We start from the raw sequence: 12726 nt of genomic DNA, 5'->3' as shown, positions 1-12726 counted from the left end.
CTGGAAAACTGGTGCTTACGGGGAAGGACAAAACCTACACCAACGGGATGATAGGGTTAAGGACCTGGGGAAATTCCCATGTCTACTTCGACGACATTCGGGTTAAGGTCAAAAAATCGGTACCGGTAGTGGAAAAGAAACCTCGTCCTCTTCCACCGATTAAAATCAAGCCTAAACCAAAGCCCATAAAACCGGTCATCAACCGCAGGTTTAAACCGGTGAAACCGGCAAAGCCAATGAAACCAACCAAGTCCATTAAAACCAAGGCGGAAAAATGGCAAAAAAAATATTGATAGCTGAGGACGAGCCCCATATGGTACGGCTCATCACCTACAACTTAAAGAAATTAGGGCATAAGCTTCTAGTAGCCAATGATGGGCTCGAGGCGAAGGAGATATTGGAAAAAGATGTTCCTGATCTCATCATCTCCGATGTGATGATGCCCCGGATGGACGGTTTCGCCCTCCTCGAATGGGTAAAGAGCCAACCCCGCTTAGTTAAGGTCCCCTTCCTCATCCTCTCCTCTAAAGGACAGATGACGGATAGGGAAAAAGGGAACAAGCTCGGCGCCGATTACTATGTAACCAAGCCGTTCGATGTGAATGAACTCGTCGCCAAAGTAAAAGAGATCTTGGAACAAGCTTAGCGCGAGGAGCGCGGAAAAATGGCTCAGCGAAAAAGCCTTTCTGAAAAGGATAAGTCAAAGGGAAGATTCCAACTTGACCCTCTCCTCGAACATTTAAAGGAGGGGATATACCTCTTAGATGCTGAGGGAAACCTACTTGATGTAGGCGAATCCCTGGTGAAACTCTTTGGCTACAGGCGCAAGGAGGATTTCCTCGCCACCGATATCGCCAAGGAAATCTACCTCGAACCAGCAAAGCGGGAGTGGTTTCTCCACCAGCTCAAGGAGAAGGGGAAGATATCTCAGCTCGAGGTATCGTATCGGAAGAAAACCGGCGAGGTGATCCACTGTTTGGAATCGGCGGTTGCTGTCAAAGACAGCCGGGGAAAGGTAATCGGCTATCAAGGGATAATTATAGACATCACCGAAAAGAAAGAGCTGGAGGAAGCGCTCCGAAGGGAGAAGGAGTATGTGGAGAACATCCTGTTCAACGCTATCCCTGCTGCCGTCTTCATCGTAAGCCCCGATAGGAAGATAGTGAAGGTTAACCGTGAGTTTGAGCGTCTGCTTGGCTACCGAAAGGAGGAGCTTATCGGCAAGAGCTGCTCCATCCTTGAGTGTGAGGAATGCCTCGAACATTGTGGTCTTTTTGACCCCGAGATAAAAAAACCGGTCTCCGGCAAAGAGAAGCACTTCTTTACCAAAGACGGAAGGAGGATCACGGTATTAAGGAGCATTGATCTCTTACGAGACGAGAACGGAAATATCACCGGAGGGATAGAGGCATTACTCGACATATCCGAAATGAAGGAAGCGGAGGAGAGGTTCAAGCTATTCTATCAAGCGTTTTCCGGCTCTATGGATGCGATCTGCATCGCCGATGTGGACGGCAGGATAATAGAGGTAAACGAAGCCTTCTGCGAGATATGGGGATACAGCAAAGAGGAGGCGTTGAAATTCAGAGTTGCCGACTGCTGGGCACCGGAACAACTGGATGTGATCCTCCGCGAGGTTATCCCAAAGACGCTGAAAGGGGGATGGACCGGTGAGCTGATCGGTTTGAGGAAGAACAAGGAAAGGTTCATCGCTGAACTACGCTCGGGAAGCGTGCGGGATGAAGAGGGAAATGTGGTGGCTATGCTCGCCTCCTCCCGCGATATCAGCGACCGCAAGGTATTGGAGCGTGAGAGTCAGCTGATCCAGGAGATAAACCTGAGGCTCAACTCAGGTGAAGAGCTCTCCCGGGTGATCAGGATGATATGTGAGGGAGCCCGAGCGATATACAACTACCACTTCTTCGACCTGCTGCTCCTTTCCGAGGACAAGAAGTACCTCGTCTATACCTACAGCACGAGGCCCGAAGCGCTGAATGCCAAGATAAAGGAGATTACCGGGCTCGATCTCGTTGGCCTTAAGATACCACTTTCTCCTGGAAGTAAGCTGAGAAAGGTGGTGTTGGAGAAACGTCCCCTCTTCTCGAACGGAACAATGGAAGTAACGGAGCTGGTGAAGGATTTCACCGACCGGGTGGAGTTGAAACCAGCCGCATCGATGATAGCCAATCTCCTTGGCTGTGATTACATCGTAAACATACCGATAACTGCGGGAGGTGAGGTACTGGGGGTAGTAGGGATAGGAAACACCAAACCCTTAGGGGAGGAGGATGTAATAAGGGTAAGAGGGTTCCTCGATCAGATAGGGGTGGCGCTTGGAGGAAGGAAGCTCGAGGAGGAAATAGCGAGATCAAAAGCCTATCTCGAGAACCTGATCGAGAATATGGGCGAGGGGCTCATCGTTACCGATGCCGAGAACAAGGTGCTTTTGGTAAACCGGATGGCGGAGGCGATCCTGAACATAGATGGGGATGAACTGGTGGGCAAAAGTGTCTACGACTGTCATAAACCGGAGACAAGAAAGAAGGTTGAAGCGGTTATCGCCAAGTTCAAGAGCGGATCCCCAGAGGAACGCCATCTCTATGAGATGAAGATAGAAACCGGGACGAAGGTTATAAGAGCGAACATAGCCCCCATCTACAGCGAACCACAAGGGGAGTTTTTAGGGGTAGCTCTCCTCCTTCAGGACATAACCCGGCTTGCCGAGATCGACCGGATGAAGACCGACTTTGTCTCCGCGGTCTCCCACGAGCTCCGCACCCCTCTCGCCTCCATCACCGGTTTCGCCTCCACCATCCTGAACGACCCGGAGATGGATGCGGAGACGAGGAACGAATTCCTTAAAATAATCCTCGATGAGGGTAAGAGGCTCACCCGGCTCATCGAGGACCTGCTCGATATCCAGAAGATAGAAACGGGGAGGATCCCCACCAAGAAGGTCTGGTTCGATTTTCCGGATATGTGCCAGGATGTAGTGGAGAAATTGAAGCCCCAGGCGGAGAAAAAGGGTATCCCTCTTTCACTCGAGGTAGCACCGGATATAGGCAAGGTCTTTGCCGATCCCGACCAGATGAAGCAGGTGATGATAAACCTCATCACCAACGCCATCAAGTTCACTCCGGAACAGGGGAATGTATGGATAAGGGTTGTTCGGGAGGATGGAATGATAAGGGTCGAGGTGGAGGATACGGGTATGGGCATCCCCAAGGATGAAATACCACGGGTATTCGAAAAATTTCATCGGGTTCACCGCCCCAGCACCCAGATCCAGGGAACCGGACTTGGCCTTCCCATCGTGAAGAGCATCATCGAGAAACACGGAGGGAGGATATTCATCGAGAGCGAGGTGGGCAAAGGAACCAAGGTTATCTTTCTCATCCCGGAAAAGGAGGAACAAAAAGAGAAAAAAGAAAAAGCTTCCTCATAAGGGACCAACATTCGAAACCATGGAAGAAAGGCATCTCCCTCCTTCTTGACTCCTATTTCATTCCTCGGTATAATTGAAAGGTAAAAAGTGGCTTTCTGCCATCCTTTCTTCGTTTTTATGAAGGGGAAGAGATGTATTGTGGTAAATGCGGCGCTTGGAACCCCGATGGAAATTACTACTGTATCAAGTGCGGTGCAGATCTCTCCCAGATGATCACCCCAAAGAACTATCGCCTCAACCCCAAACTGGCGGAGACGGTATCCTACTTTAAACCGCAAATGGTCATCGGGGAGCGATATAAGATCCTCCGGGAATTGGGGCGTGGAGGACGGGGGGTGGTTTACAAAGCACTCGATCTCGAGCTTTCCCTCACCGTTGCCATCAAGTTTCTCCCTCAGGAGCTGGTCAACAATCGGGAAGCAATAGAAGACCTGAAGAAAGAGGCGAAAGCCTCGATGTTACTTACCCATCCCAATATAGTGAGGCTCTACAATTTTGAAGACCAGGGGAAATACAAATTCCTAATAATGGAATACATCGACGGCTATACCCTGGAACAAAGCCTGAGGAGGAGAAAGAAGTTCACCCTTACCGAGACCATAGAATACGCGAAGCAGATCTGCGCAGGGTTGGGCTACGCCCATAACCGGGGGGTGATCCACCGGGATATAAAGCCCTCAAACATTATGAAGACCCACGAAGGGGTGATCAAGATAACCGACTTCGGCATCGCCGCTAATATAGACGACTGTCTCAAAAGGATAACCCATGCCAAGGTGATCGGCACTCCACTTTATATGTCACCGGAACAACTTTTGGGAGAACCAACTGATCAGCGGAGCGATATCTACTCCTTAGGGGTGGTGCTTTACGAGTTCTTAACCGGCCAACCTCCCTTCCCCGGGGGGGATGTGCAATCTCGGATCCTGGGAGAAGAACCAGCGCCCATCCCCGATGTACCCGAGCGAATAAACGAGGCGATATTGAAAGCGCTGAAGAAGAACAAAGAGGAGCGATGGAACTCCGCATCCGAGCTCGCCCAGGCGCTTGAGGGCAAGCCAAGGACGGTGAGACTACCAACGGTTGAAAAAGAAAGAACGACCAGTATCTTCGAAAGAATAAAGAGGAAGCTCACAGGAAAGAAGGAAGAAAAGGGAATCCCACACCTTCGGGCGAGACGGTTCGATCTCTTAGGATGGGTGAAAAACGCCCTCCTCCTCCTTTGGGGAGTGGGATTTGGCTTTTTCCTCTTCAAAACCCACCCCTCACTCTCTCCGATGTCCCAGCTGGCTTTTGGGATAAGCTTGGTAGCCCAATCGTTCCTTATCGGAATAATATCCGATTCCGTACCCATAAGCGCCATCTCTGTCTTCGCCCTCTCCTTCATCCCCTTCTTTGGGTATTGGAAGGGAGGGAAACCCCTTCTTTTCCCGCGAGGCGGTTATCTTCCCTTCCTTTTCTCTGGCGTAAACACCCTAAGCGCGGTCATCACCACCGAGTTCAAGCTGATAAAACCCACCATATCCCGAGCCCTCTCCTCGCTTCGGGACCTATTTATCTTCTGGGCGGCGTTTGCCATCGGACTGGTGATGCTCCCCCTGATAGAGGAGAATGGGATCAGATTCGAGGAGGGAGTGGTTTTCTTCGCTCTCGCCCTAATCTTCGGTTTTATCGCTCGTCGGTTCTTCATTCCCCCCTTAGCAACAGCAACGGTAATCCTCTGCTGGGGGGTATGGGGTATTGGTTTTTCCTATCTTCTCGCCAATTTTCGTGAGCTTTCCTCCTCGGTGAAGATATTCTTCACCCTTATGCCCCTTTCCACCTTCTATACCAAGCTGTGGGAGTTTCCTCTATTAGCCTTGGGGGTTTATCTCCTAAGGAGGGGGATCTTCACCTTAGCCGGCTACACCAGAAGTGGCTTCGCCAAGGCGATACTTGGGATATTTGCGGTACTACTTATAACCGCTATCGCTCTCTTCCTTTTCCTCTTCATCATCTTCCCCGATACCGGAAGAGGGGAAATGGTGCTTGTGCCAGCGGGCAGCTTCTTTATGGGTACCAACCTAAGCGACATCTCCCAGAGCCACCTATCTCATAAATGGGATGCCGAGTGGTTCAAAAACGAGCAACCACAACATAAGGTCTTTGTGGATTCCTTCTACATAGATAAGTTCGAGGTAACAAATCGTGATTACTTCAAGTTTTTGAAGGAAACGGGCTACCCTCCACCTCCCAACTGGGAGAAAGGGAGGTACCCACTGGGAACGGGGAGGCATCCTGTTTGCGACATTACCTTGGAGGACGCCAAAGCTTACGCTAAATGGGCGGGGAAAAGGCTCCCTACCGAGGAGGAATGGGAAAAGGCGGCAAGGGGGGAGGACAAACGGGAGTTTCCCTGGGGAAATAAGGATATATCTATCTCCTTATTTCATCTATTCACTATATACCGGTGTGCTTATGGAGAAAAGGAGGTAGGTAGTACCTCGGCTGTCGGCTCTCATATATTGGGGAAAAGCCCTTATGGCACTTTCGATATGGCGGGTAATGTAGCTGAATGGGTTGATTCCCCCTATAGACCTTACCCGGGGAATCGTCATAAAGATGTGGACTATAAAAAAGGGTTCTATGTTATCCGGGGTGGGGGATGGATGAGTAATCCCTTCTTCTTCCGCACTCCGGCAAGGGCGGGGATGGAACCGAAACAGCGGAGTTGGGAGATAGGTTTCCGCTGTGTAAAACCAGCCAACTGAAAAAAGAAAACTTGGCACCAAGGGGAGAGGAAGATGTCGGAGGTATATTTTGTCAGTTCCCGGGCAACGGAGAACAAAAGCCTAATAGAGAAGTTAATCGCTTTGATCAACCGAGTGGGGAACGATTTCGTAGATGAAGGGGATCTGGTAGCGATAAAACTCCATATGGGGGAAGAGGGAGGAACCCGCTATCTCCGTCCCATCTTCGTCTCCCCCATCGTCTCCTTGATCAAAGAGCGAGGAGGGAAACCGTTCCTCACCGATACAAATACCCTCTACATCGGGAAAAGAAAGAATGCGGTGGATCATTTGGAACTCGCTATCTCTCACGGCTTCTCCTACGCCACAATTGGGGCACCGGTTATCATCGCCGATGGTCTTATCTCCCAAGATTATGTAGAGGTGGAGGTCAACCTCCCGCGGTTCAAGAAGGTCCGCATTGCTTCCGCTATCTATTACGCGGACGCCCTGATAGTGCTCACCCACTTTAAAGGTCATATGATAACCTCCTTCGGTGGGGCGATAAAGAATCTGGGAATGGGAGCAGCGCCGAGAAGCGGTAAACAACAGATGCACGCCCACATAAAGCCGGAGTTAAGAAGGGAAGAACTCTGTATCGGATGTGGTGAATGTGTCGCTGTCTGTCCTGTATCGGCGATAAAGATAATCAAGGGGAAGGCGAGCTTCGATCTAAAAAGATGCATCGGCTGTGGTGATTGTATCACCATTTGCCGTCAGGGGGCGATCAGGATCCTGTGGAACGAGGCACCGGAGGTAGTGGCGGAAAAGACGGTTGAGACCGCCTACGCTGCTTGGGAGAAAAAGAGGGATAAGACCGTGTTTTTCAACTTCCTCCTCGACATAACCCCTGATTGTGACTGCTTCACCTTCAGCGATAACCCCATCGTTCCCGACATCGGCATCCTCGCCTCCCGGGACCCGGTGGCGATCGACCAGGCATCGGTTGATCTGGTCAACCAGCAGCAAGGGCTAAAGAACTCGAAGCTGACCTCTGGCTTCAATCCCGGAGAGGACAAGTTTCGCGCTCTCTTCCCGGATGTCGATTGGCGGGGCTGGCTCTCTTATGCCGAGAGGATCGGGTTAGGAACCCGAAGGTACAGGTTGATAAATGTAACCCTATAGGAGCAAAGATGAACCAAGGGATCTTCAGGGCTTACGATATCCGAGGTGAGGTGGACAAGGACCTTACCCCTGAAGTGGTGCATCAACTCGGTCTGGGGATAGGGACCTACCTCAAAGAGAGAGGGAAAAAGCTTCTATCGGTGGGAAGGGATAATCGCCTTTCCTCCGAGTCTTTCTCCAAAGCACTAATAAAAGGCCTTATAGAAACGGGAGCAGAGGTGATCGACCTTGGGGTAGTTACTACCCCACTTTTTTATTTCTCCCTCCATTACCTCGACCTCGATGGTGGGGTTATGGTAACCGGCTCCCACAACCCTCCTTCATTCAATGGGTTCAAGATCTGTGAGGGGAAAAAGGCGATATATGGGGAGAAGATTCAGGAAGTGAGGAAGATAATAGAGAAGGGGGAGTTCGCCTCGGGAACGGGCTCCCTCAGCTCGCGGAGCCTGATCGATGATTACATCGAGGCGATCAAAGAGAGGATCAAGATCGAGCGGAAGTTAAGGGTGGTGATCGATGCGGGAAACGGCACCGCTGGCTTGATCGCCCCAAGGCTCATCCGGGAACTCGGCTGTGAGGTAAAGGAGCTTTACTGCGAGCTCAACGGAAGATTCCCTCACCACCATCCCGATCCCACTGTCCCCGAGTACTTAACCGACCTCATCAAAACGGTTAAGGAGGGGGGTTACGACCTTGGCCTCGGCTTCGACGGCGATGCAGACAGGTTAGGGGTAATCGATGAGAAGGGGGAGATCGTCTGGGGAGATAAGCTCCTCATAATCTTCTCTCGCGATGTCCTTAAAAGGAACCCCGGCGCTCCCATCATCTTCGAGGTGAAATGCTCCAAGACACTAATCGAAGACATCGAAAAACACGGGGGGCGCCCGGTTATGTGGAAGACAGGGCACTCCCTCATCAAGAAGAAGATGGCGGAGATAAACGCCCCTTTAGCCGGGGAGATGAGCGGGCATCTCTTTTTCGCCGACAATTACTACGGATTCGATGATGCCATCTTCGCCGCCTGCCGTTTATTGGAGATCCTGAGCAGAGAGGAGAAAACCATATCTGAGCATTTAGCCGATGTCCCCAAGACCTATTTCACTCCGGAGATCCGTCTCCCCTGTCCCGATGAGATCAAGTTCTCAGTGGTGGAGAAGGCGAAAAAATATTTCGACGAACACTACCAGACCATCGATGTAGATGGAGTGAGGGTAGTCTTTCCCGATGGTTGGGGGCTGATCAGACCATCTAACACCCAGCCGGTGATCGTCCTCCGGTTCGAGGCAGATACAGAGAAAAGGCTCAACGAGATCCGGAGGATGATGGAGGATAAGCTCAAGGAATTTATGGAAGGGCACAAAGAGGGGAGATAGCCTATGTTTGCGGTGATAATGGCGGGTGGCTCCGGAACCCGTTTCTGGCCCCGAAGCAGGAAGAATCTGCCGAAACAGTTCCTCCCCATCGCATCGGAACGGACGATGATCGAGGAAACAGTATCCCGCCTCCTCCCTCTTGTCCCCTACGATAAGATATTTTTCGTCATCGGCGAAGCCCACCGCCATCTCCTTCGAGAAAGGATCCCTGAAGCACCTGAGGAAAACATCCTCGTCGAGCCGGCGGGGAAAAGCACTGCCCCCTGTCTTGGGTTTGCCGCCGCCCACCTCCATCGAATAGACCCAGACGAGGTAATGGTCGCCCTTCCCGCTGATCATCACATTGGGGATGACGATCTCTTCCGCCTCGCCCTTTCCGCTGCGGTGGAGAGGGCAAAGGTGGGTGATAACCTGATAACCTTTGGCATAAAACCAAGCTATCCGGAGACGGGGTACGGCTACATCGAAGTAGGAGAAAAGGAGGAAGAGATAAAGGGATGTGAGATATTCAAGGTAAACCGGTTCGTGGAAAAACCCGATCGGAAAAAAGCGGAGAGTTATCTTGCGGCGGGAAACTTCTTCTGGAATTCGGGGATATTCGTCTTCGGGATAAAAACGCTCCTTTCTGCCTTTTCCGAACATCAACCCGAGCTCTATCCCCTGCTTGAAGAGATAGCCTCAGCAAGAACAGAAGAGGAGGAAAAAGAAGCGGTAGTCCGCTTCTATGCCAAAGCACCGGTCGATTCCATCGACTATGCAATAATGGAACGGGCGGAAAACATCCTTTGCGTAAAGGGGATCTTTCCCTGGAACGACCTTGGAAGCTTTAAGGCACTAAAGGCGGTATGGGAAAAGGATGATAATGGAAACCGGGTTAGGGGGGAATTCTTTGCCATCGACTCGACAGAAAATATCATCGATAGCCCCAAAAAGCCAGTAGCAGCTATTGGGGTTTCCCATCTGGTAGTAGTAGAAACGGACGATGTCCTTCTCATCTGCCACGAGGATCGAGCCCAGGAGGTGAAGAAGATCATCGCTAAACTAAAAGAAGAAGGACGGGATGAACTGCTTTGATCTCACTTTTCAAAAACCTTGACAGAAGGAGGCATATCTTATAGGATATCAGCCAAAGAAAAGTTTTTATAATTGAAGAAACTTAAGTAATTTAAAGGGAAGCAAAAAGGGGTTTAGGTCAGATGAAAGAAAAAAGATATGAATTCGGAACCAACCCGGTGTTGTTCCTTGCAATGGCAACCTCCGCGGTGTGGTTCTTCTCCCTTCTCTTCAAGATGTTGCTCCTCGGATTTGAGGGTGCAGATGCCTACTGGCTAATCGCCTCCCTCGCCTCCTTTGGAGTAGGTTACCTCTTTCTTTCTCAATCGCTTACCAAGCTTTTGGTCTCGCTCGCCCATATGGGACTTGTCGTCCTTGGGATGTTCGTCTCCATCGCCGCCACCGGCTATTCCTTTTTTGGTTTTCTTCTCACCATCCTCTTCCTCCTGATGATGCTTGGTCTCTTCGCTAATCTCTACCTTAAGGAACAGGAAGAGCTGGCTAAGATCCTCTTTATATCCGCTTTTTCCTATCTCTTTCTAATGATCCTCCCAATAGAAGGTGGACGAATACCCCTTCAATATCTCTTCTACTATAACTTCAAAATCTACTCCGCTGATGCCATTCTTTTCCTTATCCCCTTAGCCATAGCGGTGGTGATCGCCCTAAAGAGGGTGGCGGAGTGGCAGAAGGTGGAATCGCCTACCCTTACTAAAAAATCCACCCAGATACTCCTTCTCCTCGGTCTCCTCTTCATCATCTACCATCTATTCCGACCTGCCATACATATGGCGCGGGTAAGCGGAGTAAGGGGGTTCTTTGGCACCATATTCGAGATGATCTTCCATTATGCCGTCTCTCTGGTCTTTGTCCTCGGTTTGGTTGAACTTATAGAGGAAAAGAGGGGGAAGCTCGAGCTAGCCAAATAGCTTTCTGCCTACAGGAAAAGGATGGAAGATTTACCTGAGCAGGAAAAGGGCAGTACCTCGCGGTTGATGTTCGATTTCTACCGGGAGGTAGGAAGGACCTTAACCTCCACCTTAGAACTTCGAGAGGTACTTACTAAGCTGATGGATATAAGCACCTCCCTCGTTCCTTCGGAGGCTTGGTCCCTTCTCCTCATAGATCAAGAGGGAGAAAAGCTCGTCTTCAAAGAAGCTCTCGGCTCCAAGGGGGGGAAACTCAAGGGAGTAAAGCTCAAGATAGGCCAGGGGATTGCCGGCTGGGTAGCTAAGGAGAAGAAACCCGCCCTGGTAAACGATGTGAGGAAGGACCCGCGCTTCTTTCCCGATATCGATAAGATACTCGGGTTCAAAACAAAGTCGATACTCTGTGTCCCTTTAGTAAGCAGGAACAAAACGCTCGGAGTCATCGAGATCATAAATAAAGTAGGCGAAGGCGGCAGATTCACCAACTATGATCTCGAGAAGATGGAGCTGGTGGCAGACTTCGCCTCGATCGCCATAGAGAACGCCACCCTTTACGAGAAAACCCAACTCCTCGCCATAACCGATGACCTCACCGGTCTCTACAATTCACGCTATCTCTTCAGAAAGGCGAGGGAGGAGATGGAAAAGGCGAAAAGGGAGGGAAAGCCTCTCTCCTTTATCTTCCTCGACCTCGATTTCTTCAAAGAGGTAAACGACAACTACGGACACGAGGTCGGAGGCGAAGTACTAAAGGAGGTGGCTCTCCTCTTAAAGGAGGAAAGCCCCCGAGACTGCATCTTGGTTCGCTATGGTGGTGATGAGTATATCATCGTCCTCCCCGATACCGATGTCTGCGAAGCGAAAAGGCTCGCCGAAAACCTGAGGGAGAAAATAGCCTCTCATCGCTTCGCCACAGCCAAGGGACTGGACATAAGACTTACCGCCAGCTTCGGCATCGCCACCTATCCGAAAAACGCCTCTTCTGTTGCTGAGCTGATCCGCCTGGCGGATAAAGCGATGTATGTGATAAAGAACCGAACGAAAAACGGCGTCTGGCTCGCCGGCGAGGAACCTCCTTCCTAATCGGGATCGACTCCCAAATACCTCTTGAAAATTAGGGGAGAAGAGTTTATAGTGGTGAAAGCATACCCTTTTCCAAAAGTGTACGGTGTATTCACCTAAGGAGGGATGAAATGATGTTCCGGGCAAACCTCGCTCATACCGGGGTCTATAAGACAAAGGGGGTTCCCGAATTCCACCGGATAAGGTGGAAGTTCAAAACAGGGAATGCGGTGGACTCCTCCCCGGCAGTCGCCGATGACATCGTCTACTTCGGAAGCCACGATCACTACCTCTACGCCCTCGATGCTAAATCAGGGAAGCTGAAATGGAGGTTCGAAACAGAGGGTACGGTGGACTCCTCCCCGGCGGTCGCCGATGGCACCGTCTACTTCGGAAGCGGCGATGACTACCTCTACGCCCTCGATGCTAAATCAGGGAAGCTAAAATGGAAGTTCAAAACAGGGAATGCGGTGTGGTCCTCCCCGGCGGTCGCTGATGGCACCGTCTACTTCGGAAGCAGCGATCACTACCTCTACGCCCTCGATGCTAAATCAGGGAAGCTGAAATGGCGGTTCGAAACAGGGTATTGGGTGCGCTCCTCCCCGGCAGTTGCTAACGGCACCGTCTACTTCGGAAGCTATGATAGCTACCTCTACGCCCTCGATGCTAAATCAGGGAAGCTAAAATGGCGGTTCGAAACAGAGGATTCGGTGCACTCCTCCCCGGCGGTCGCTGATGGCATCCTCTACTTCGGAAGCACTGATCACTACCTCTACGCCCTCGATGCTAAATCAGGGAAGCTGAAATGGAGGTTCAAAACAGAGGATGAGGTGGTCTCCTCTCCGGCGGTCGCTGACGGCACCGTCTACTTCGGAAGCGATGATCACTACCTCTACGCCTTAGAGTGAGTCCATCCTTCATCAATCGGCTTCTTTGGAAGCTTAGCCCTTTGGGGAAGAAGGGGGAAAAGG

General features: G+C 51.0%; 10 protein-coding genes. All 10 read left to right on the top strand.

What is annotated here, in order from left to right:
- The coding region (locus tag J7L64_03825) for a hypothetical protein (GenBank protein MCD6451476.1) at positions 1-293 on the top strand (293 nt) is incomplete at its 5' end.
- Positions 275-646, top strand: coding sequence for a response regulator (locus J7L64_03820; GenBank protein MCD6451475.1), 372 nt, complete (start codon positions 275-277; stop codon positions 644-646). The genes J7L64_03825 and J7L64_03820, both read left to right, overlap by 19 nt.
- A gap of 18 nt (positions 647-664) precedes the next feature.
- Complete coding sequence (locus J7L64_03815) at positions 665-3445, top strand: PAS domain S-box protein (protein MCD6451474.1); 2781 nt, start codon at positions 665-667, stop codon at positions 3443-3445.
- A gap of 131 nt (positions 3446-3576) precedes the next feature.
- The gene (locus J7L64_03810) at positions 3577-6195 is read left to right on the top strand and encodes an SUMF1/EgtB/PvdO family nonheme iron enzyme (GenBank protein ID MCD6451473.1); all 2619 of its coding nucleotides are present in this window, start codon (positions 3577-3579) and stop codon (positions 6193-6195) included.
- A 33-nt stretch (positions 6196-6228) separates the two neighbouring features.
- The gene (locus tag J7L64_03805; GenBank protein ID MCD6451472.1) at positions 6229-7338 is read left to right on the top strand and encodes a DUF362 domain-containing protein; all 1110 of its coding nucleotides are present in this window, start codon (positions 6229-6231) and stop codon (positions 7336-7338) included.
- A gap of 8 nt (positions 7339-7346) precedes the next feature.
- Positions 7347-8711: a phosphomannomutase/phosphoglucomutase gene (locus tag J7L64_03800; GenBank protein MCD6451471.1), complete on the top strand. Its 1365-nt coding sequence runs from the start codon at positions 7347-7349 to the stop codon at positions 8709-8711.
- Between the two features lie 3 nt (positions 8712-8714).
- On the top strand, positions 8715-9785 hold the full coding sequence (locus J7L64_03795; protein ID MCD6451470.1) for a mannose-1-phosphate guanylyltransferase: 1071 nt from the start codon (positions 8715-8717) through the stop codon (positions 9783-9785).
- A gap of 122 nt (positions 9786-9907) precedes the next feature.
- A complete protein-coding gene (locus tag J7L64_03790) occupies positions 9908-10693 on the top strand; it encodes a hypothetical protein (protein MCD6451469.1) in 786 nt (261 codons plus the stop codon).
- Positions 10694-10714: 21 nt separating this feature from the next.
- On the top strand, positions 10715-11776 hold the full coding sequence (locus tag J7L64_03785) for a sensor domain-containing diguanylate cyclase (protein ID MCD6451468.1): 1062 nt from the start codon (positions 10715-10717) through the stop codon (positions 11774-11776).
- Between the two features lie 110 nt (positions 11777-11886).
- Complete coding sequence (locus J7L64_03780; GenBank protein MCD6451467.1) at positions 11887-12663, top strand: PQQ-like beta-propeller repeat protein; 777 nt, start codon at positions 11887-11889, stop codon at positions 12661-12663.
- Positions 12664-12726 lie beyond the last annotated feature (63 nt).

It is taken from the genome of Acidobacteriota bacterium (assembly GCA_021161905.1).
In the GTDB taxonomy this organism is placed as follows: Bacteria; Acidobacteriota; B3-B38; order Guanabaribacteriales; family JAGGZT01; genus JAGGZT01.
This window is presented reverse-complemented; position numbering and strand designations above follow the sequence as displayed.

Excerpts from the sequence above, each read along its gene's own strand:
- J7L64_03820 (MCD6451475.1), top strand. The coding sequence starts at position 275 with ATGGCAAAAAAAATATTGATAGCTGAGGACGAGCCCCATATGGTACGG.
- J7L64_03815 (MCD6451474.1), top strand. The coding sequence starts at position 665 with ATGGCTCAGCGAAAAAGCCTTTCTGAAAAGGATAAGTCAAAGGGAAGA.
- J7L64_03810 (MCD6451473.1), top strand. The coding sequence starts at position 3,577 with ATGTATTGTGGTAAATGCGGCGCTTGGAACCCCGATGGAAATTACTAC.
- J7L64_03805 (MCD6451472.1), top strand. The coding sequence starts at position 6,229 with ATGTCGGAGGTATATTTTGTCAGTTCCCGGGCAACGGAGAACAAAAGC.
- J7L64_03800 (MCD6451471.1), top strand. The coding sequence starts at position 7,347 with ATGAACCAAGGGATCTTCAGGGCTTACGATATCCGAGGTGAGGTGGAC.
- J7L64_03795 (MCD6451470.1), top strand. The coding sequence starts at position 8,715 with ATGTTTGCGGTGATAATGGCGGGTGGCTCCGGAACCCGTTTCTGGCCC.
- J7L64_03790 (MCD6451469.1), top strand. The coding sequence starts at position 9,908 with ATGAAAGAAAAAAGATATGAATTCGGAACCAACCCGGTGTTGTTCCTT.
- J7L64_03785 (MCD6451468.1), top strand. The coding sequence starts at position 10,715 with ATGGAAGATTTACCTGAGCAGGAAAAGGGCAGTACCTCGCGGTTGATG.
- J7L64_03780 (MCD6451467.1), top strand. The coding sequence starts at position 11,887 with ATGATGTTCCGGGCAAACCTCGCTCATACCGGGGTCTATAAGACAAAG.